This window comes from Sphingomonas sp. BL-S-30, from assembly GCF_055521475.1.
The window spans coordinates 2,989,423-3,009,014 of the sequence record NZ_CM145481.1; the positions used below are offsets into that span (position 1 = coordinate 2,989,423).

Genomic DNA, 19,592 nt, shown 5'->3' on the forward strand with positions numbered 1-19,592 from the left:
GTCCCCGCATGACCAATTCCCGCTCCCTTCTCCTCGCCGGCCTGATCGGTTTGATGCTGCTGGCCGCCATCGCCTCGCTCCTGCTCGGGCCGGTCAGCCTTTCCTTCCCCAGGATGCTGGCGGCCCTTGCCGGGCACGGCGACAAGATCGCGCATGCGATCCTGTTCGACCTGCGCGTGCCGCGCACGCTGCTCGGCCTCTCGGTCGGCGCGATGCTCGGGCTCGCCGGCGCGGCGCTGCAAGGCTATTTGCGCAATCCGCTCGCCGAACCCTCGGTGCTCGGCACCTCCAACGCCGCGGCGCTCGGCGCGGTCGCTGCGCTGTATTTCGGCCTGTCCGAGCTTCATCCAGCGATCCTGCCGTTGCTGGCGATACTGTGCGCGATGGTCTCGCTTATCCTGCTGTTCGTCCTTGCCGGCCGATCGGAAAGCCCGCTGACCCTGATCCTCGCCGGCATTGCGGTGGCGACGCTCGCCGGCGCCGGAATCAGCCTCGCGCTCAACCTCTCGGCCAATCCCTTCGCGGCGATGGAGATCATGACCTGGCTGCTCGGGAGCCTCGAGAACCGTTCATTCGAGCATGTCTGGATCGCCTTGCCCTGCATCGCGATCGGCATGGCGCTGCTGCTCTGGAACGGGCGCGCACTCGATGCGCTGACCCTGGGCGAAGATGGCGCGCAGGCGCTGGGCGTCGACCTCAAGCGCACGCGGCTGCGCCTGCTGCTGGGCACGGCGATCGGGGTCGGCGGCGCGGTGGCGGTCTCGGGCGCGATCGGATTCGTCGGGCTGATCGTCCCGCATCTCATCCGTCCGCTCACCGATCGCAGCCCCTCGGCGATCCTGCTGCCCTCGGCGATCGGCGGCGCTGCGCTGCTCACCCTCGCCGATCTCGCCGTTCGACTGATCGCGACCTCCAACGAGCTCAAGCTGGGCGTGGTCACGGCGTTCCTCGGAGTTCCCGTCTTCCTTGTCCATCTGATGCGGGAGCGGCGCCTGTGGTGAGCATTCGCCTCGAACAGGTCGAGGTGAGTCTCGGCCGCCGGAGTGTCGTGCGCGGCGTGAGCGCCGAGCTGCAGCCCGGGACACTCACCGGCATCGTCGGCCCCAATGGTGCCGGCAAGTCGACCCTTGCGCGCGCGATGCTGGCTTTGGTGCCCTATTCCGGCCGGATCCTCGTCCAAGGCACGGACGCCGCATCGATGACGCGCGTCGAGCTCGCCCGACAGCTCGCCTATCTGCCGCAAGGCCAGACCCTGCACTGGCCGCTGTCCGTCGAGCGGCTGGTCGGGCTCGGTCGCCTGCCGCATCTCGGCCCCATGTCGCGGATCGGGGCGCATGACGCCGCCGCGATCGATCGCGCGATGGAACGGGCGGACGTGCTGTATCTGCGCGAGCGGGTCGCCACCGAACTTTCCGGCGGCGAGCGCGCCCGCGTCCTGCTCGCCCGCGCGCTCGCGGTGCAGGCGCCTGCGTTGATCGCGGACGAACCGCTCGCGAGCCTCGATCCCGGCCATCAGATCGATGTGATGGAGTTGCTCCAGGGCGAGGCCCGTGCCGGCGCCCTGGTGATTGCGGTGCTGCACGATCTCACCATGGCGGCGCGCTATTGCGACCGGTTGGTGCTGATCGATGGCGGCACGCTGGTCGGGGATGGCACGCCCGCCGAGGTGCTCACCCCGGCTAATCTCCGACAAGTCTATGGTATCGACGCGCGCGTCGAGCTGGGTGGCGACTGGCCGTCAATTACGACGCTGGGGCGGAGCAGGCCATGAGCGACGCGGCCTTCTACCGCGAGCAGGGATACGCGACGGTACCGCTGTTCGATCCCGCGCTGGTCGAAGCTGCCCAGGCGGACATCGCGGAGCATATCGACCGCGTCTCGCGCGCGCTCTATTTGCCTTTCGAGCAGAGCTGTCCCGATGCTCCGCTCGACGAGCGGCTCGACCGGATCTTCGCGACCGACCAGAGCCAGGCCAATCTCCTGCGTATCGCGATCTGCACCGACGCGCATCGCGGGCCCCGGCTTCAGGCAATCGCCAATGATCCGCGCCTGCTCGCCCAGGCCGAGCGGATCAGCGAACGCTCCCTCTCCGGCTCGGTCGTTCGCGTGCGGGCGAGCATTGCGAGCTTTCCCGAGCATCGCCATGCCTGGCATTCCGATGTGGCGCGCGACGACGGCACCTCCTGTGGCAATGTCTGGACCACGGCGTGGATTCCGCTGAGCGACGCCGGACCCGACAATGGCGGACTCGAACTCATTCCCGGCCGCCGCCCGGAACCGCTTGCCCGCCTGACCGACAAGGGCTTCGAGATCCCCGACGAGGCGATCGCCGGCCTGCCCCGGCTCCAGCCCGAATGCCCGGCCGGTACCGTGTTGCTGCTCGACCGCTTCACCCCGCATCGTACCCTTCCCGCGGGCCCCGCGCGCTTCGCGCTGGTCGTCTGGATGAAAGCGGCCTGACCGCGACGCTGCACCGCAGCGATTGCCTTGGCCGTGCGCAATGCGTATGGCCCACCTTGCGACAGGTTCCCTGGAGACGGGGATTAAAATGGGAACGGGAAGAACCCGGCTGCCCCTGCAACTGTAAGCGGCGAGCCACCGGCCATATGCCATTGGGAGCGATCCCGAGAAGGCGGCCGGACCGGCATAGACCCGCGAGCCAGGAGACCTGCCCGTCGCGGTCGTCCTTCGTGCGGACAGGGTGTTCCGGGCGGACGGGGGTAAACCCGAGCGACGACGATAACGACCGCGCGCGCGCGGCCGATGTCGCTTGCCTGGAACGGCTCGGCATCGGTCGCGCGACCCGCGGCACTGTCGAATAAGGGTTTGCATGTTGAAATTCGTTTTCCGCGTTACCGTCTCCATCGCTGCGCTCGGCGCGGCCTCCACCGCCTATGCCCAGCAAGCGCCGGCGCCCGACGCGGCCGCCGATGCGGACGCCGGCGAGATCGTCGTCACCGCCATGCGCGTCCCGACCCCGGCGGATCAGGTCGCCGCTTCGGTGACCGTGCTCGACACGACCGCGATCGACCGCAGCCAGGACATCGGCGTCAGCGAGTTGCTGCTGCGCACGCCTGGGGTGAGCATCTCGCGCAACGGCGGCTATGGCACCTCGACCTCGGTGCGCATCCGCGGCGCCGAGACCGACCAGACCGTGGTGGTGATCGACGGCGTCAAGCTCAACGACCCGTCCTCGACTGGCGGCGGCTATAATTTCGCCAATCTGCTGGTCGGCGACGCCTCGCGGATCGAAGTGCTGCGCGGCCCGCAGTCGATCCTGTGGGGCAGCCAGGCGATCGGCGGCGTGGTCAATGTCGTGACCGCGATGCCGGAAAAGGCGCTGGAGGGAAGCTTCGATATCGAGACGGGTTCGCGCGAGACGGTCAGCGCGCGTGCCGCGATCGGCGGCAAGACCGGACCCGTTACCTGGCGGTTCGGCGGCCAGACCTTCACCACGGGTGGCATCTCGGCCATCGCTCCGGCGTTTGGTGGCAAGGAAGCGGACGGTTATGCCAATCAAAACGCGTCGGCACGCGTAGAGGTCGCCGTGGCAAGCAACATCAGCCTCGACCTGCGTTCCTATTATTCGAGCGGCCGCACCGACATCGACGCGACGACCGGCGATACGCCCGAGTATTCGCTCAACAAGGAATTCGTCGGTTATGCCGGCGCCAATATCGACCTGCTCGGTGGCCGGTTCCGCAACCGCTTCGGCTATGGCTACACCAACACCGATCGCGAAAACTACAATCCGAGTCGGGCGCGACCGCAGACCTTCGATGCCGCCGGCCGCAACGAGCGCCTCGAATATCAGGGCACCTTCGCGATCGCCAAGGGCTGGACCCTGCTCGCCGGTGCCGAGAATGAGCGCTCGCGTTTCCGCAGCGTGTCGCCGCCCGCATCGCTGGCCACGCCCGTGCCGGCGCCGGCAATCGGCAAGGCCGAGATCACCAGCTTCTATGCACAATTGAGCGCGCAGCCGTTCAAGGGCGTGACGCTGACTGGCGGTGTGCGCAACGATGATCACAGCCGCTTCGGCAGCAAGACGCTGTTCCAGGCCGGCGGCGTGCTTAACCTCGAGACCGGCACGACACTGCGCGCGAGCTATGGCGAAGGCTTCAAGGCGCCGACGCTCTATCAACTCTTCTCCGAGTTCGGGAACAGAACGCTCAACCCGGAACAGGCCCATGGCTGGGAGGCGAGTGTCGAGCAGCATCTGTTCGGCCGCCATGTCAGCCTGAGCGGGACCTATTTCGAGCGCAAGACCAGCGACCAGATTATCTTCAACAGCTGCACCGCCACCTCGACCCTGCCTTTGTGCTTCCAGCCCGGCTCGACGACCCGCCGCTCGGGCTATTACCAGAATGTCTCGCGCGCCGAGGCACACGGGATTGAGGCGCAGGCGGCAGCCAGTTTCGGCGCCTTCACGATCGACGGCAATTACAGTTGGACCGTGGCCGAGGACCGCTCGCCGGGCACCGCCACTTTCGGCAAATGGTTGCCGCGCCGGCCGCGCGATACCGCCAACGGCTCGGTCAGCTATCGCTTCCCGTTCGGCCTCACGACCGGCGCCGCAGTCCGCTGGTCGGGCAAGAGCTACGACAATGCCTCGAACGCACAGGTGCTCGATCCCTACACGCTGGTCGATCTGCGCGCCGAATTCGAGGTCACGCCGCGGTTCAAGCTGTTCGCGCGCGCCGAGAATGTGTTCGACGAGCAATATATGACTACCTATCGCTACGGCACGCTCGGCCGCAGCATCTATGCCGGCATTCGGGGGAGGTTCTGATGACCAATGCGATTTCGGCCCGCAACGCCTCGACGCTCTGGATCGTGCTGCTGACCGCAGCGAGCACCGCGACCACGCTGGCGCTCGCCTGCGCAACGCCCTTTCCCGCGCTCGCGGCGCTCGCCGCGGTGCACATGCGCCAGCGCGACGGCGTCGCCCTGATGCTGCTCGCCTGGCTCGCCAGCCAGGTCGTTGGCTTCACGATGCTCCACTATCCGCATGATCCCAGGACGCTTGCCTGGGGTGCCGCGCTCGCTACCGCCGCCGTCGCGTCGGCGCTGGGCGCTTATGCGGCACTGCGGGCGGTCGAACGCGCGCCGGTCCTGGTCCGGCTGGCGGTCGCCTATGCCGCAGCGTTCCTCGCCTTCAAGGCGGCCGTGCTGGTCTGGTCCTTCTTCCTCGGCGGCGTCGCCACCACGTTCAATCCGGGCATCCTGCTCAACCAGCTGCTGCGCAACGGCGCGATCCTGGTCGGTCTCTACCTGCTCTATCGGGTGCTGGTTGCGCTCGGCGTGCCCGCACCGCGGCGCGGGGCGGCTGTCGCATGACCGTGAAGCAGGAGCGCGAGCGATGCTGACCCGTGTCGAGGACGGGCCGGCGGTCGTCGCCTGCAACACCTGCAGGCATTCGACCGAAGCGCGCGAGGATGCCGAGGGCGTGCGCGGCGGCCAGAAGCTGGTCGCGGCGCTGCGCGCGGTGAAGGAAGGCGATCCTCGTTATGCCGGTGTCGCGGTGCAGGAGATGCCGTGCCTGTTCGCATGCCAGGACTTCTGTACCGTCCATCTGCGCGCACCCAGCAAGGTCGGCTATGTGCTCGGCCGCTTCACGCCTGACGAGGACGCGGCGCGCGCGATCCTCGACTATGCCGTCGAATATGCCGCGAGCGAGCATGGCCGTGTGCCGTTCAAGAATTGGCCACAGGGCGTGAAGGGCCATTTCATCACCCGCACCCCGCCTCCGGGATTCGTTGCCGAATGACCCCATTTCCCTCTCCTGCCGCCTTCCGCGCCGCGCTCGCCGCCCTCTCCTCGCCCGACGAGAATGCTATCGCAGCGGCTCGTGCCCGACAGGCCGAGCTGACCAAGCCCGCGGGTTCGCTCGGCCGGCTCGAAGAGCTCGCGGTCTTTGTCGCGGGCTGGCACGGCAATTCCCGCCCGCGGATCGATCGAGCGCGCGCCGCAATCTTCGCCGGCAATCACGGGGTGACGGTGCACGGGGTCAGCGCTTTTCCCCCAAGCGTCACCGCACAGATGGTCGCGAATTTCCAGACCGGTGGCGCTGCGATCAACGCGCTCTCCCAGGCCTCGGGGCTCGAACTCCAGGTGACCGGGCTCGACCTCGACACGCCGACTGCGGATTTCACGGTCGCGCCGGCAATGACCGAGACAGAATGCCTCGCGGCGCTGAATGTCGGCGCCGTGAATGTCGCCGAAGATCTCGATCTGCTCACGGTCGGTGAGATGGGTATCGGCAACTCGACCGCCGCCGCGGCGCTCAGCGCGCGCAGCTTCGGCGGTGCCGTCGCCGACTGGGTCGGCCCGGGTACGGGCGTCGATGCCGAAGGCATCGCCCGCAAGATCCGCGTTGTCGAAACTGCCCTCGCCTTTCACGCCGACGCGCCAGGCGATGCGTTCGAGACGCTGCGCCGGGTCGGCGGGCGCGAGATCGTCGCGATTGCTGGTGCCGTGCTGCGCGCCCGCCAGCTCAGCATCCCGGTGGTGCTCGACGGCTTCATCAGCAGTTCCGCGATCGCGCCGCTTGCAGCCGACAACCCTGCGATCACCGCGCATTGCATTGCCGGCCATTGCTCGGCCGAGCCCGGCCATGCACGGTTGCTGGCGACGCTCGGGCTCGACCCGATCTTGTCGCTCGGCATGCGGCTCGGCGAAGGAAGCGGCGCAGCGGTCGCCGTCGGCGTGATCCGTGCCGCGCTCGCCGCGCACGACCAGATGGCGACCTTCGCCGAAGCCCAGGTCTCCGCCTCGCTGTGAATCCCTTCGCGCTCCATCTGCTGCGCCATGGCGCCCCGGCCCAGCCGGGCAGGCTGATGGGACGCACGGACGAAGCATCGTCACCCGAGGGCATTGCCGCGTGCGTCGATCAGGCGAGTGACCTGGGCCTGGAACGCCTGGTAACCTCCGACCTTCAGCGCGCGCACTGTGCCGCCAATGCGATCGCACGCGCAAGCGGGGTTGCAGCCACGATCGATCCGCGCTGGCGCGAGCTTGATTTCGGCGACTGGGACGGCAAGGCGGCGAGCGACGTCGATGCCGCCGCGCTCGGCCGGTTCTGGGAAGACCCCGACGCCAACCCCCCGCCCGGCGGCGAGCGCTGGTCAGCCCTGGTCGCGCGGGTCGGGAGAGCCCTTGGCGCGCTGGAGCCGGCCACCACCCTCGTGGTGACGCATGGCGGCGCGATCCGCGCGGCGCTGCACCTGTTGTGCGGCTTCGAACAGCGCCAGCTCTGGGCGTTCGACCTTCCGTATAACGTGCTCGTCTCGCTCCGGGTGTGGCCGGGCGAACAGCCGAGCGCACAGATAGTGGGGGTCTACCCGTGAAGGGGCTGATCATCGCGATCCAGTTCCTGACGCGTCTGCCAACGCCGCGCCTCTCGGTCAGCAGCGAAGAGTTCGCTGCGTCGATGCGCTGGTTCCCGACGGTCGGCCTCCTCGTCGGCGTCATCGTCGCCGGCGGTGCCTGGGCCGGCGCACGCGTCGATCCCTGGACGGGTGCGCTGCTCGGGCTCGCGCTGTGGGTCTTCGTTACCGGCGCGCTGCATCTCGACGGCCTCGGCGACGTCACCGATGCCTGCGGAGCGGCGCACAAGGACCGCGAGCGCGTCCTCGCCGTGCTCGCCGATCCGCATCTCGGCAGCTTTGGTGCCGTGGCGATCGGCGTCCAGCTCCTCGCCAAGCTGGTGCTGTTGCACGGGCTGGTCGATCTCGGCGCCTGGCCGGCAATTGCGCTGGTGCCGTTCGCAGCGCGGATCGGCCCGCTGCTCTGGTCACGCTGGCTGCCCGATCTTCATTCCGGCCTCGCCTCGCGCTTCCGCAATGTGGCGCGGCCGATCGACTTCGCGATCTGGGGCCTGCTCCTGCTGGTCGCGGCCTGGGTCTCCCCGAGCCTGCTGACGACTCCGCTCTTCCTGTTCGGTTGGGGCGCCTGGCTCCGCGCCAGGCTCGGCGGAATTTCGGGCGACGGCCATGGTGCGGGGATCGAGATCACCGAAAGCGGCCTGCTGCTCGCCGCGCTGATTCTGGCCAGGCTCATATGAGTGCGAGCTGGACCTGGCATGGCGGCGGACTCGAAGCGGCGCGGCGGCATTTCGGCGGGAGCGACTGGCTCGACCTTTCTACGGGCATCAACCCGCATCCCTGGCCTGTCGTGAATGCGCCTGCGATCGACTGGCAGCGCCTCCCCGAGGCCCATGCGCTCGCCGAGCTCGAAGCCGCCGCGGCGGCCAGCTTCGGCCTCGATCCGCGCCATGTCTGCGCGGTGCCGGGCACCGAGGTTGGCCTTCGCTTCGCCGGTAGCCTGATCGGCGGCCCGGCCCGCTCTCTCGGACCGACCTACCGCACGCATGGTGAGATGATCGCCGGCACGCCGATCGCGCTCGATGATCTAGATGCCCATGACGGGACGCTCATCCTGGCCAATCCCAACAACCCTGATGGCCGCGTGCTCGCGCCCGACCGCCTGGTCGAACTGTCCGACCACCGCGCGGACGCCGCATGGTTGCTGCTCGACGAAGCCTTTGCCGATGTCGATCCGGCGCTCAGCATCGCCGGTGCGATCACCGACGCACGCCGGCTCGTCATCTTCCGTTCCTTCGGCAAGTTCTTCGGCCTTGCCGGGGTGCGGCTCGGTTTCGTGCTCGGGCCTGCCGGGCTCATCGCGAAAGTCCGCAGCTCGCTGGGCGCCTGGCCGGTATCCGCCGCGGCAATCACGATCGGCACCGCCGCCTATCGCGACGCGGCGTGGATTGCCGAGACCCGCACCCAGCTGAAACAGGATGCCGCCGCGCTCGACGCGGTGCTCGCCAGGGCCGGGTACGAGACTATCGGCGCCTGTCCGCTGTTCCGCCTCATCAACGCTGCGGACGGCATGCAGCTGTTCGAGCAGCTCGCCTGCCACGCTATCCTTACCCGCCCTTTCGCCGACCAGCCGCAATGGCTGCGCATCGGCCTCCCGACGACCGACGACGCACTGGCGCGGCTGGAAGTGGCGCTCGGCCGTGGCTGAACCGGTGACGCTCGCTGCGCTGGCACTGGATGCGGCGATTGGGTGGCCGGGCGCACTCTATGCCCGTATCGGCCACCCGGTCGGCTTCTTCGCCTGGCTGATCCAGGCCTGCGAGAGACGCTGGAACCGGGATGAACGCAGCTTCGAGATCCGACGCCTGCTTGGCATTGCGACCGTCCTGCTCCTGATCGTCCCGATTGGCGGAGCGTCCTGGATCGCTCAGCACCTGCTGCTGAGCCATCTCGGCGCCTGGGGCTGGCTTGCGGTGGCCCTGCTCGCCTGGCCCGCTTTGGCCCAGCGCAGCCTGTTCGACCATGTCCGCCCCGTCGCGAGGGCCCTTGCCGCCAACGACCTGCCCAACGCGCGCCGCTCGGTCGGCATGATCGTCGGCCGCGACACTGCTGCGCTGGACGAGACCGGCGTGGCCCGCGCTGCGATCGAAAGCCTCGCCGAGAGCTTCTGCGACGGGGTTACGGCGCCCTTTTTCTGGCTGCTGCTGTTCGGCCTGCCCGGCGTCTGGGTCTACAAGGCGATCAACACCGCCGACTCGATGATCGGGCACCGCGAGGAACGCTGGCGCGCGTTCGGCTGGGCGGCGGCACGCACCGACGATCTGCTCAACCTGATCCCCGCCCGTCTCTCGGGCGTGCTGCTCTGCATCGCCGGTGCCGGCGGCTGGCGGACGCTGTGGCGCGATTCCGCTCAGCACGCCTCGCCCAATGCCGGTTGGCCCGAAGCGGCGATGGCCGGCGCGCTGGGGCTGCGCCTCGCAGGCCCGATCGCCTATGACGGCGTGATGCACGACAAGCCCTGGATCGGCGACGGACGCGTTGACGCGAACACGCGCGACATCACCCGCGCGCTCGCAATCTATGGGCGGGCGTGCCTCCTTCTCTGGCTGATCGCGGGAGGCGTCGCATGGGCGCTCTGATGCTCCAGGGCACCGGCTCGGACGTCGGCAAGTCAGTGCTGGTCGCGGGCCTCTGCCGCGCCTTCGCCAATCGCGGGCTCAGCGTCCGTCCGTTCAAGCCCCAGAACATGTCGAACAATGCGGCGGTGACGGCCGACGGCGGCGAGATTGGCCGCGCGCAGGCACTGCAGGCCATCGCCTGCCGGGTCGAGCCGCACACCGACATGAATCCGGTGCTGCTCAAGCCCCAGGCCGACCGCACCTCGCAGCTCATCGTCCACGGCCAGGTTCGTGGGGTCCTGCGCGCCGGCAACTTCCGCGAAGCGCGCGGGCAATTGCTCGGCGAAGTGCTGGCGAGCTACCGGCGCCTCAGCGAAGCATGCGACGTCATTGTCGTGGAAGGCGCCGGTTCCCCTGCCGAGATCAACCTGCGCGCCGGCGATATCGCCAATATGGGCTTCGCCCGCGCCGCCAACGTGCCGGTGGTACTGGTCGGCGATATCGACCGCGGCGGCGTGATCGCCTCGATCGTCGGCACTCGCGCAGTCATCGACCCGGAGGATGCCGCGATGATCCGCGGTTTCCTGATCAACAAGTTCCGCGGCGACCCTGCCCTGTTCGAAGACGGCTATCGCGAGATCGAGAAACGCTCGGGCTGGCGCGGGTTCGGGATCGTGCCCTGGATTGCCGCCACCGCACGGCTCCCGAGCGAGGACGCGGTGGTCCTGGAACGCGCCGCCGCTCGCATCGCGGGACGCAGGATCGTGGCCTGCCCGATTTTGCCGCGCATCTCCAATTTCGACGATCTGGATCCGCTCAAGCTCGAGCCCGGCATCGAACTGGTCATGGTCCCGCCGGGCAAGCCGATCCCGGCCGAGGCTGCGCTGGTGATCCTGCCCGGCTCCAAGGCGACGATCGCCGACCTTGCCTTTCTGCGCGCCCAGGGCTGGGACATCGACATATTCGGCCATCATCGCCGCGGCGGCATGATCCTGGGGCTCTGCGGTGGCTACCAGATGCTTGGACGCAGCGTCGCCGATCCGCTCGGCATCGAAGGACCCGCCTCCAGCGTGGAGGGGCTCGGCATGCTCGACGTCGCCACCAGCCTCTCCCCCGCCAAGGTGCTGCGCCATGTCCGCGGCGAGGCGCTCGGCGCACCCGTCGAAGGATATGAGATGCATATGGGGCTGACCGAGGGCCCCGATGCCGCTCGATCCTTCGCCCGTCTCGACGACGGCGCGCCCGACGGTGCGATCAGCCGGGACGGCAGCGTGATCGGCACCTATCTGCACGGGCTGCTGGCCACGGCGGAGCTGCGCCATGCCCTGCTCGCGCAGCTGAACGTGGCTGGCGCGGGCATCGACTATGCCGGCGATGTCGATGCGGCGCTGGACGAGATCGCCGCCGAACTCGAACGCCATATCGATATCGACGCGCTGCTGCGTCTCGCCGTCACGCCGGAGCCTTTACCGCAATGACCTCGACCAGCCTCTTCGTCCTTGGCGGCGCTCGCTCCGGCAAGAGCCGCTATGCGCAGCAGCGCGCGGAGGCGATCGACGGGCGGCACGTCTATATTGCCACGGCCGAAGCCTGGGACGACGAGATGCGCGACCGCATCGCCCGCCATCGTGCCGACCGGGACGCGCGCTGGGAGACGGTGGACGCACCGCGCGAACTGGCTGCGGCGATCGATGCGCAGTCGGGCCCGGGAAGCGTTGTCCTGGTCGACTGCCTCACCCTATGGCTGACGAACATCATGCTGGCAGATGAGGGAATCGACGCTGCGACGGACACGCTTTGCGCCTCGATCATCAGGTTCGACGGGCATCTCATCCTTGTCTCCAACGAGGTCGGGCTCGGCATCGTGCCCGATAATGCGCTGGCCCGCCGGTTCCGCGACGCGGCCGGGCGCGTGAACCAGGCGGTCGCGGCCGCCGCTCAGGAAGTCGTGTTCATCGCAGCCGGCCTCCCGATGCCGCTGAAGCGACCGTAGAATCGCGCCGCCACTTGCTTGAACGTCAGGCTTGGGAGACCGCCGCATCTCATCACGCAGCACGATGCAGGTCGCAGGCGACATTATTGTTGCTGGCGCGTTGCTGCACTCTGTGCAGGTGTTACTGTGTCGAAGGAGCGTCGATGAACTCGATTACCGATGGAAGGCTGGACACACTCGAACGCAGCCGCGCGCTCAAGATGGCACGATCCACTCACGCCTTTGTGCGCGGGAACACTGTCAAATTCTACGAATGGCTAGCCCAGTCTCGCGCGGCACGCCGGCTTCCCAAGGGGCCCGCGATCTGGATCTGCGGCGACTGCCATCTCGGCAATCTGGGTCCGGTCGCCGATGCGGACGGGGGCGTTGCGGTCCAGGTCCGCGATCTCGACCAAAGCGTCATCGGCAATCCGGCGCACGACCTCATCCGACTCGGCCTGAGCCTGGCGACTGCGGCGCGGGGGTCGGACCTGCCAGGCGTCACCACGGCGCGGATGATCGAGGAAATGGTGGAAGGCTATACGCATGCCATGGCAGAAGGCGATGCAGACTTGGCGCCAGAGCCGAATATCATCCGGGCCGTGCGGCGCCGAGCGCTTGGGCGCCGCTGGCGCCATCTCGCCGACGAACGGCTAAGCGACGTCGAGCCTCGCCTGCCGCTCGGTCGAAAATTCTGGGCGCTGGAAGACGAGGAGCGCGCGGCGCTTGACACCCTGTTCCGGGAGCCGTCGGTCATCGCCATGATCCTGTCGCTCAACCGGCGCGAGGACGGGCACCATGTGCGCCTGGTCGACGCCGCCTATTGGAAGAAGGGCTGCAGTTCGCTTGGCAATCTACGCTTCGCCGCGCTGGTCGCGATCGGCGGCTCGAAAAAAGCCCCCACGGAATATGCCCTGATCGACCTCAAGGAGGCAGTCGCCGCAGCGGCGCCTGCCGCCAGAGATGCCGACATGCCGCGCGATCATGCGGTGCGCGTGGTGACGGGGGCCGCAGCCCTGGCACCCAATCTGGGCGAGCGCATGCTGGCGACGAGATTGCTCGGCACGCCGATGGTGTTGCGCGAACTCCTTCCGCAGGACCTGAAGCTGGAGATCGAACAATTCTCCAGCAGCGAAGCGACACGGGCCGCGCGCTATCTCGCCTATGTCGTCGGGGTCGCGCATGCGCGCCAAATGGACAGGTCGGCGCGGGCGCACTGGGCCGATGCCATCGGCCGGCGCCAGAGTGGCAGCATAGATGCGCCGACCTGGTTGTGGGACAGCGTCGTCGATCTCACCGCGAGCCATGAGGCAGGTTATCTCGAGCATTGCCGCCGTTATGCGCTTGCCCAGGCGGCCTGAGCACCCCGGCCGAGCCGTGCGCGTGCGCCGATGAAGGTCTTCCTCGACTTCGAAGCGTCCTCTCTCGGCAGGAAGAGCGTGCCGATCGAAGTGGCGTGGGTATTCGAGGATGGCCGATCCGCCGATTACCTGATCCGACCCGCCCCCGGATGGGACGACTGGGATCGGAGCGCCGAGGCGATCCACCAGATCGATCGCGCGGCCCTGATCCGTTGCGGCTGGGCTCACGACATCGTTGCCGCGACGATGATCGACCAGCTGACCGGTCACGATCTGTTTGCCAGCGCGCCCTCCTGGGATGGCAAATGGCTGAGCGCGCTACTCCGAGCGGCCGGCTATCCACGGCACAGCTTGCGGCTTCGCGACACGGACGACGCGATCCGGGAAACGGCTGCCGCGATCCTTGGAGGCTTCGGGCCGCCGGAGCAACGCGCCTCAGCCTTGGACACCCTAGTCCAATCCATGGCTGTTCTCCCGCCTCATACGGCGCGCGCTCACCGCGCGCTCCCCGACGCCAAGGAAGAGCATCAGCGTTGGCTCGCGGCGCGGGACGCCGCGCGGCATTTGGCCATGGCGTGGCCAGACGGCCGCATGTGATCCGCGCGCTGGCAGAGGAGTAATCAATCTCGTGGAGCCGTCACGCTGTGGAGGCGGTGTTCCCGATCCACACCGCCCCACCGCACTCTGCCCGCTGAGCTCAGAAGTCCTTGCGCAGCAATAGACCCGCATAGCGCTGATCATCCCGGGGAACGAAGCGCGCGGTGCCGGCGGCGCTACCATTGCCGAGGAAGCTCGAATAATGCGTGTTCGTGATATTCTTCACATAGGCCCGCACCTGCCAGCCCGAGCTGCCGGACAGGACGGCGACGCTGGCGTTCCAGATCGCAACCGATGGCTCGATCGTGTTCTTCGTTTCCGACAATGAATATTGCGTCTTGCTGCGGAACGAGAGGTCGCTCTGGAGTTCGAGGTTGAGCGTATCCGTCACGGGGAAGCGATAGGCGGCGTTGCCGTAGAGCTTCACCTTGGGAGCGAACGGCAGGGGCTGGCCGTTGATGTTGCAGCTCACCGCGGCGCCGACCGGGCAGTTAAAATTCACTACCTTGGCGTCCGTATAGGCAGCCGACAGATCGACCGTGAAGCCCTTGGTCGGCCGGAGCGTCACGTCGGCCTCGGCGCCGCGCGAACGGACCGAACCGGCATTGATCAGCCGCGTGACCTGCAGCCCGCCGACCGTATCGGCGAAGTTCGCCTGATAACCCTCGAAGCTGGTCGAATAGACCGCCAGGGCGTAGCTCAAGCTGCGGTCAGACGTGTTGCCCTTGATGCCAGCTTCGTAGGAGTTCGAGGTTTCGGGCTGGAGCGGTACTTCATCGAGTGGCAGCACCGCCGTGCCGACAAGCTGCGAGCGCATGTTGAAATAGACGTTGTAGCCCGGCCCCTTATAGCCGCGCGAATAGGTGAAATAGGTCTGCGCGTTTTCGCCCAGGTCGAGCTGGAGACCAAGCCGGTAGCTGTCGCCGCGCCGGCTCGTCGAGCCGGTGGCATTGTGATAGCCGCGAATGCCGGGTCGATCGACCGCCGGCGCCGCGGCCCCGAGATTGGTCGGATCGTTGGTCGACGTCCGGACATGGTAGAAATCGACATCGTCCCAGGTCGAACGATAGCCGGCGATGCCGCGGAAGAAGCTGGTGAAGTTGACGTTGGCCTCACCAAACAGCGCGTAATTGTCGTTGGTCACGCCGTAATTGGCGATGCCCACCGTGGTGAGCGGCCCGGGCAGGGTCGTGATCGTCCGCTGATAGCGCTCATCGGTATCGGCATGGAGATAATAGGCGCCGAGCACATAGTCGATGAGGCCCTGCTTGGGCGAGGTGAGCCGCAGTTCCTGCGAGAACTGGCGGGAATCCACATCGCCGAAATCCTCGCCCTGCGGGAAGCCGACCGCGAGCGTCGAGATGCCGTCGAAATCCTGATGCTGATGGTTCAGCCATTTGCGATAGGCCGTGATCGAGGTGACATGATAGTCGCCGAGCGCGAGTTCGCCGGTAAGCGATGCGCCGAAATTCTTGTCGCGGACGTCCGAATCGAAAGACGAGGAGATGGTGCGGTTGTCGCGCGACGGCACGACCCCGGCGCCCGCCAGCAGCCCAACAAGAGCCGCGGAGTTGGTGACGACGTTGGTCGGATAGGCCGTCTGCGAGGTCGATGCGTAGATCGCGGTCGGCACAGTATCGCGCGACTGGAGATAATCCCCGACGACCGTGAATTTCAGATCGTCGTTCGGGGTGAAAATCAGCTTGCCGCGGCCGCCATAGCGTTCGAACCCGTTCACGTCATGGCCAGTGGCCAGGTTGCGGACATTCCCGTCCCATTTGGTGTAGAGGCCACCGATCAGGGCGAGCAGCTTGCCCGGGATGAGCGCGCCCGAGACACCAGCTTTCAGCCGATATTCCTCGTCGGTCGTGAGACCCGCCTCGCCGAACGCGCTGAACTGCTCGGTCGGATTGCGCGTGACGATGTTGACGACGCCGGCCGACGCGTTCTTGCCGAACAGCGTGCCCTGCGGCCCGCGCAGCACCTCGACCCGCTCGACTTCACCCAGATCCAGCGTCGACTGGCCCGGACGCGTCAGCACGACACCGTCGAGCACGGTCGATACCGATGGCTCGACACCGGGCGAGGTGGTGATGGTGCCGACGCCGCGGATAAAGACGGTACGATCCTTGTTCGAGGAGCCCGCGCGAAACTCGACCGAGGGGACCGAGGTCGCGATCGACTGGAGATTGTTCAGCTGGCGCTCGGCAAGCGATTCTCCGCTGATCGCGGTGATGGCGATCGGCACGTCCTTGACCGCTTCCGAACGATACCGCGCGGTCACGACGATATCGTCGCTCTTCGCCTCTTCGACGGCGGCAGGCGCTTCGGACTGGGCCCACGCCATTGCCGGCACCAGAGCGCCGCTCGTCGCGAGCAATGTGAAGGCGATGAATTTCGAACGCTGGCTGGTCATCGATCTACCCCTTTTTTTGGACTCTGTCGGCGGCTATTACCCTACCTATTTAGTGGGAGAAGAAAGTTTTCCTTCCCTCGCCTGTAGCGGCGGACCGGCCGTCAGCCGCCGGACCGGGGAATTAAGGACCCCACCCGGCGGATGCGCGGCAACAACAGGTGAATCCAGCCGAGCGCGAGGAGATAGGAAATGCTGGCAAAGGCGAACAACGGGCCGTAGCCAAGGCCCGCCGCAAGAACGAGCCCGGCGATCTTGGCGATCGCCATGCCGCCGAGATTCCCGCAAAAAGCCCCGAAGCTGGTGACCCGCCCGACCTTGTCGTGCGGCGTCACGTCGGCGATCAGCGCAAACAGCGTCGTCGAGAAGCCCTGGTGCCCGGCCAGTGCCAGGGCGAGCAATGCGACCGCCAGTCCATAATTTTCGACATGCAGCGCCAGCGACACCGGCACCACGCACAGCGCCGAGACGAACATGACGCCCTTGCGGACCCGGTTCTCGCTCCAGCCGCGCCCGAGAAGGGCGCTGGAAATCGCGCCGGCGCAGAGCGAGCCGATCGCGGCGCCGGTATAGGCGATGGCAAGTGGCGGCCCAAGCGCGGTGCCGGTCAAGCCGAACTGCCGGTTGAAGAAATCGGGCATCCAGAACAGCATGAGCCACCAGGTCGAATCCGACAGGATCTTGCCGACGGCGATCGCCCAGGTCCGCCGCTCGGTGAGGATCGGGCCATAGGTTTCGGTGGTTGCTTCGGTATCGGGCGTGGCTTCCGGCGTGGCGCCGAAGTCGAGGCCGCGCGTTACCAGCAACCAGATTCCGGCCCATAGCAATCCGGCTATGCCCGCGACGACGAAAGCCGAGCGCCAGCCCCAAAGGGCGGCAACCGCGGGAATGAACAGGGGGGTCACGATCGCGCCGATGCTGTTGATGCCGTTCAGCAACCCGAAGCCGGTCGATCGAAGCCTTGGCGGGAAGATCGTCGCGATCGTCTTGACGCCACTCGGCGTGCCCATTGCCTCGGTCGCGCCAAGCGCCACGCGGCACAGCACGAACTGGGTGAATCCGCTGGCCCAGCCATGCAGCATGGCCGCGAGGCTCCAGGCGGCGACCCCGACCGGATTGGCCCATTTCACGCCGAGCTTGTCGGCGATCGTCCCGGTGAAAAGGAAGGCGACGGCAGCAGCGCCCTGGAACCAGGCGGCGAGCGTTCCATAGTCGTTGTCGGACCAGTGAAGATCGGCACTGATGACGGGTTTGAGGATCGAGATGATCTGCCGGTCGACGAGGTTCAGAATGCCCGCAGTGAGGATCAGCGCGAACAGAAGCGCGCGGCGCTGCGGCGACATGATCACGCGAAGGTGACCTGCTCGCCATTCTGGAGAATCCGCACGGCATTGCGCCGAAGCTGGCGCGTGCCAGGATTGAGCATCGCCTCGGCGGTATATTGCGCGAGATAGACCCGCCTGGGCGTAGCGCTGAGGTTTGCGCCGGTCGCGTGGAGCAACAGGCTGGAGAAAGCGACCACGCTGCCGGCGGGAACCTCGATCGCGACGCCCGCCTCCTCCGTCGCGACCGCCAGATCATTGGTTGCCGCCTGCCGGCCATGGGCGCGGATACCATCCAGATGGCTACCGGGAATGACCCGGACCGTGCCATTCTCCACCGTTGTGTCGTCAAGCGGACACCAGCAAGTGAGATAAGGCAGATGGTCGGGTGGCCCGCCATTGCCGACGACATAGCCGGAATCCTGGTGCCAGCTGAAGGCGAGGCCCCGATCCGGCCCCTTCACGACATATTGATCGAAGAAGAAATAGGCGTCGGGGCCGAGCGTCGCCCGGCAGATGTCCGCCATCGTCCGGCTGAACAGCATCCGGCGCAACGACGGCTGCTCGCGCTGGCATTCGTTGGCGAAATAGCGGGTCCCACGATGGCTGAGCCCAAGCGCATCGACGCCGGCCGCATCCATCCGGGCATTTTCGCGCGCGACGAAATGGTCGCATTCCGCCCGCAACAGATCCAGCAGCTCCCCCGCGAGGATGGCCGGAAACACCGCGTAACCGTCGCGCGCAAAAGTCCCGGCGTGCGCCGTTATCGCCTGATCCGTCTCCATGCGACGACGCTATGCGGCGCCTCCGGTATTGGCCAGCGGAGATTTTCTATGCGGCGGCGCGGCTATGCTATGACCAGTGGCCCATGGTCGAGACGGGGCAGGACGTGCCTCGCGAAAAGGTCGGCCTCGGCGATATGCGGGTAGCCCGAGAGGATGAAGGCCTCGATCCCGGCCGCCCTGTACGCCTCGAGCTTGGCCAGCACCTGATCGGGATCGCCGACGATCGCGGCGCCGCAGCCCGATCTGGCGCGCCCGATGCCGGTCCACAGATTGTTCTCGACATAACCTTCGCCGCCAGCCGCTTCGCGCAGCTCGGCCTGGCGGCGCACGCCGGCCGACTGGGAATCGAGCGACTTGGCGCGGATCGCGGCACCCGCCGCATCGTCGAGCCGCGACAACAGGCGATCCGCCGCCTCCCGCGCGGCCGCCTCGGTCTCGCGCACCACGACATGCACACGGTAGCCGAAGCGCAGGCTGCGACCGGCCTTGTCGGCACGCGCGCGCAGGTCGGCGATCGTTTCGCGCACCGCGTCCATCCGGTCGGGCCACATCAGATAGACATCGGCGCCTTTCGCGGCGGCCTCGCGCGCATCCTCGGACAGCCCCCCGAAATAGAATGCGGGCGCGCGGCCCGAAACCGTGCCGATGCGCGGCGGGTCGAGCTTCAGTTTCCAGAAGTCGCCATCATGGTCGAGCGGATTGCCGTCGAGCAGCGTGCGCAGGATGTGCATCGCCTCGACGGTGCGCGCGTAGCGCGGTCCGCTCGCCAGCGACTCGCCGGGCAGCTCGCTCGAGATGATGTTGACCGTGAGACGCCCCTGCCCGCCCGCGCCCGCGCCGAGGATGCGATCGATCGTCGCGATCTGGCGTGCGAGCTGGGGCGGCCAGCTCTCGCCGATCCGAACCGCCATCAACAGCCGGATGCGCCGGACCAGTGCCGCGATCGCCGCGGCAAAGGCAGTGGTGTCGATGCCCAGCGCATAGCCGGATGGCAGCAGGACATTGTCGAACCCGCCGCTCTCGGCCTGGAGCACGATATCGCGGCAATGCTCCCAGCTCGATTGCAGTTTCGGATCGGGCACGCCGAGAAACTCGTAATCGTCGTCGCACAGCGCCGAGAACCAGCTGACTTCGCACGGACTCATGGCAGATATCCTCCGATCGATGCTTCGGGCCCGACGCGCCGTTCGCCCTTGAATCGC

Annotated in this window: 19 protein-coding genes and 1 riboswitch; of the genes, 15 read left to right on the forward strand and 4 right to left on the reverse strand. The window is 67.3% G+C overall.

Annotated features, from left to right (window positions below; all coding sequences use genetic code 11):
* Positions 1 to 8 precede the first annotated feature (8 nt).
* The 15 genes from ACZ1I5_RS13850 to ACZ1I5_RS13920 all read left to right on the forward strand — a co-directional run bounded on the left by ACZ1I5_RS13850 (position 9) and on the right by ACZ1I5_RS13920 (position 13,870).
* Positions 9 to 1,001 (forward strand): FecCD family ABC transporter permease, encoded by a 993-nt coding sequence (locus tag ACZ1I5_RS13850; protein WP_465169827.1) that lies wholly within the window; start codon positions 9 to 11, stop codon positions 999 to 1,001.
* Positions 995 to 1,771, forward strand: a complete 777-nt coding sequence (locus ACZ1I5_RS13855; protein ID WP_465169828.1) for an ABC transporter ATP-binding protein — start codon at positions 995 to 997, stop codon at positions 1,769 to 1,771. The genes ACZ1I5_RS13850 and ACZ1I5_RS13855 overlap by 7 nt, the downstream gene beginning before the upstream one ends.
* Positions 1,768 to 2,460 carry a phytanoyl-CoA dioxygenase family protein gene (locus tag ACZ1I5_RS13860; RefSeq protein ID WP_465169829.1) on the forward strand — a complete coding sequence of 231 codons (693 nt, stop codon included), beginning with the start codon at positions 1,768 to 1,770 and terminating at the stop codon, positions 2,458 to 2,460. The genes ACZ1I5_RS13855 and ACZ1I5_RS13860 overlap by 4 nt, the downstream gene beginning before the upstream one ends.
* A gap of 46 nt (positions 2,461 to 2,506) precedes the next feature.
* Positions 2,507 to 2,690: riboswitch (cobalamin riboswitch) on the forward strand.
* Between the two features lie 140 nt (positions 2,691 to 2,830).
* On the forward strand, positions 2,831 to 4,789 hold the full coding sequence (locus tag ACZ1I5_RS13865; RefSeq protein ID WP_465169830.1) for a TonB-dependent receptor plug domain-containing protein: 1,959 nt from the start codon (positions 2,831 to 2,833) through the stop codon (positions 4,787 to 4,789).
* Positions 4,789 to 5,337 carry a hypothetical protein gene (locus ACZ1I5_RS13870; RefSeq protein ID WP_465169831.1) on the forward strand — a complete coding sequence of 183 codons (549 nt, stop codon included), beginning with the start codon at positions 4,789 to 4,791 and terminating at the stop codon, positions 5,335 to 5,337. Before ACZ1I5_RS13865 ends, ACZ1I5_RS13870 begins: the two co-directional genes overlap by 1 nt.
* Before the next feature lie 22 nt (positions 5,338 to 5,359).
* Positions 5,360 to 5,767 (forward strand): DUF1636 domain-containing protein, encoded by a 408-nt coding sequence (locus tag ACZ1I5_RS13875; protein ID WP_465169832.1) that lies wholly within the window; start codon positions 5,360 to 5,362, stop codon positions 5,765 to 5,767.
* Positions 5,764 to 6,780: a nicotinate-nucleotide--dimethylbenzimidazole phosphoribosyltransferase gene (cobT, locus tag ACZ1I5_RS13880; RefSeq protein ID WP_465169833.1), complete on the forward strand. Its 1,017-nt coding sequence runs from the start codon at positions 5,764 to 5,766 to the stop codon at positions 6,778 to 6,780. The genes ACZ1I5_RS13875 and cobT overlap by 4 nt, the downstream gene beginning before the upstream one ends.
* Positions 6,777 to 7,346 (forward strand): histidine phosphatase family protein, encoded by a 570-nt coding sequence (locus ACZ1I5_RS13885; protein ID WP_465169834.1) that lies wholly within the window; start codon positions 6,777 to 6,779, stop codon positions 7,344 to 7,346. The genes cobT and ACZ1I5_RS13885 overlap by 4 nt, the downstream gene beginning before the upstream one ends.
* On the forward strand, positions 7,343 to 8,062 hold the full coding sequence (locus ACZ1I5_RS13890) for an adenosylcobinamide-GDP ribazoletransferase (protein WP_465169835.1): 720 nt from the start codon (positions 7,343 to 7,345) through the stop codon (positions 8,060 to 8,062). Before ACZ1I5_RS13885 ends, ACZ1I5_RS13890 begins: the two co-directional genes overlap by 4 nt.
* Positions 8,059 to 9,030 (forward strand): aminotransferase class I/II-fold pyridoxal phosphate-dependent enzyme, encoded by a 972-nt coding sequence (locus tag ACZ1I5_RS13895; protein WP_465169836.1) that lies wholly within the window; start codon positions 8,059 to 8,061, stop codon positions 9,028 to 9,030. The genes ACZ1I5_RS13890 and ACZ1I5_RS13895 overlap by 4 nt, the downstream gene beginning before the upstream one ends.
* Entirely contained in the window at positions 9,023 to 9,961 is a 939-nt protein-coding gene (cbiB, locus tag ACZ1I5_RS13900) for an adenosylcobinamide-phosphate synthase CbiB (RefSeq protein ID WP_465169837.1), read from the forward strand. The genes ACZ1I5_RS13895 and cbiB overlap by 8 nt, the downstream gene beginning before the upstream one ends.
* Entirely contained in the window at positions 9,949 to 11,418 is a 1,470-nt protein-coding gene (locus ACZ1I5_RS13905) for a cobyric acid synthase (RefSeq protein ID WP_465169838.1), read from the forward strand. Before cbiB ends, ACZ1I5_RS13905 begins: the two co-directional genes overlap by 13 nt.
* The gene (cobU, locus tag ACZ1I5_RS13910) at positions 11,415 to 11,933 is read left to right on the forward strand and encodes a bifunctional adenosylcobinamide kinase/adenosylcobinamide-phosphate guanylyltransferase (protein ID WP_465169839.1); all 519 of its coding nucleotides are present in this window, start codon (positions 11,415 to 11,417) and stop codon (positions 11,931 to 11,933) included. Before ACZ1I5_RS13905 ends, cobU begins: the two co-directional genes overlap by 4 nt.
* Before the next feature lie 143 nt (positions 11,934 to 12,076).
* Positions 12,077 to 13,273, forward strand: a complete 1,197-nt coding sequence (locus tag ACZ1I5_RS13915; protein WP_465169840.1) for a DUF2252 family protein — start codon at positions 12,077 to 12,079, stop codon at positions 13,271 to 13,273.
* A gap of 30 nt (positions 13,274 to 13,303) precedes the next feature.
* Complete coding sequence (locus ACZ1I5_RS13920; RefSeq protein ID WP_465169841.1) at positions 13,304 to 13,870, forward strand: transcriptional regulator; 567 nt, start codon at positions 13,304 to 13,306, stop codon at positions 13,868 to 13,870.
* A gap of 100 nt (positions 13,871 to 13,970) precedes the next feature.
* On the opposite strand, the gene ACZ1I5_RS13925 is transcribed toward ACZ1I5_RS13920, so the two are convergent.
* The 4 genes from ACZ1I5_RS13925 to ACZ1I5_RS13940 form a co-directional block, all read right to left on the reverse strand.
* Entirely contained in the window at positions 13,971 to 16,286 is a 2,316-nt protein-coding gene (locus ACZ1I5_RS13925; RefSeq protein WP_465169842.1) for a TonB-dependent receptor, read from the reverse strand.
* A gap of 101 nt (positions 16,287 to 16,387) precedes the next feature.
* A complete protein-coding gene (locus tag ACZ1I5_RS13930) occupies positions 16,388 to 17,626 on the reverse strand; it encodes an MFS transporter (RefSeq protein ID WP_465173969.1) in 1,239 nt (412 codons plus the stop codon).
* A gap of 2 nt (positions 17,627 to 17,628) precedes the next feature.
* Positions 17,629 to 18,390, reverse strand: coding sequence for a phytanoyl-CoA dioxygenase family protein (locus ACZ1I5_RS13935; protein ID WP_465169843.1), 762 nt, complete (start codon positions 18,388 to 18,390; stop codon positions 17,629 to 17,631).
* 62 nt (positions 18,391 to 18,452) lie between these two features.
* Positions 18,453 to 19,535, reverse strand: a complete 1,083-nt coding sequence (locus ACZ1I5_RS13940; RefSeq protein ID WP_465169844.1) for an LLM class flavin-dependent oxidoreductase — start codon at positions 19,533 to 19,535, stop codon at positions 18,453 to 18,455.
* Between the last annotated feature and the right edge of the window lie 57 nt (positions 19,536 to 19,592).

Coding starts and splice junctions, on each gene's coding strand:
- ACZ1I5_RS13935 (WP_465169843.1), bottom strand. CDS start 18,390: ATGGAGACGGATCAGGCGATAACGGCGCACGCCGGGACTTTTGCGCGC.
- ACZ1I5_RS13870 (WP_465169831.1), top strand. CDS start 4,789: ATGACCAATGCGATTTCGGCCCGCAACGCCTCGACGCTCTGGATCGTG.
- ACZ1I5_RS13925 (WP_465169842.1), bottom strand. CDS start 16,286: ATGACCAGCCAGCGTTCGAAATTCATCGCCTTCACATTGCTCGCGACG.
- ACZ1I5_RS13850 (WP_465169827.1), top strand. CDS start 9: ATGACCAATTCCCGCTCCCTTCTCCTCGCCGGCCTGATCGGTTTGATG.
- cobU (WP_465169839.1), top strand. CDS start 11,415: ATGACCTCGACCAGCCTCTTCGTCCTTGGCGGCGCTCGCTCCGGCAAG.
- ACZ1I5_RS13860 (WP_465169829.1), top strand. CDS start 1,768: ATGAGCGACGCGGCCTTCTACCGCGAGCAGGGATACGCGACGGTACCG.
- ACZ1I5_RS13905 (WP_465169838.1), top strand. CDS start 9,949: ATGGGCGCTCTGATGCTCCAGGGCACCGGCTCGGACGTCGGCAAGTCA.
- ACZ1I5_RS13895 (WP_465169836.1), top strand. CDS start 8,059: ATGAGTGCGAGCTGGACCTGGCATGGCGGCGGACTCGAAGCGGCGCGG.
- ACZ1I5_RS13940 (WP_465169844.1), bottom strand. CDS start 19,535: ATGAGTCCGTGCGAAGTCAGCTGGTTCTCGGCGCTGTGCGACGACGAT.
- ACZ1I5_RS13920 (WP_465169841.1), top strand. CDS start 13,304: ATGAAGGTCTTCCTCGACTTCGAAGCGTCCTCTCTCGGCAGGAAGAGC.
- ACZ1I5_RS13875 (WP_465169832.1), top strand. CDS start 5,360: ATGCTGACCCGTGTCGAGGACGGGCCGGCGGTCGTCGCCTGCAACACC.
- cobT (WP_465169833.1), top strand. CDS start 5,764: ATGACCCCATTTCCCTCTCCTGCCGCCTTCCGCGCCGCGCTCGCCGCC.
- ACZ1I5_RS13930 (WP_465173969.1), bottom strand. CDS start 17,626: ATGTCGCCGCAGCGCCGCGCGCTTCTGTTCGCGCTGATCCTCACTGCG.
- ACZ1I5_RS13915 (WP_465169840.1), top strand. CDS start 12,077: ATGAACTCGATTACCGATGGAAGGCTGGACACACTCGAACGCAGCCGC.
- ACZ1I5_RS13865 (WP_465169830.1), top strand. CDS start 2,831: ATGTTGAAATTCGTTTTCCGCGTTACCGTCTCCATCGCTGCGCTCGGC.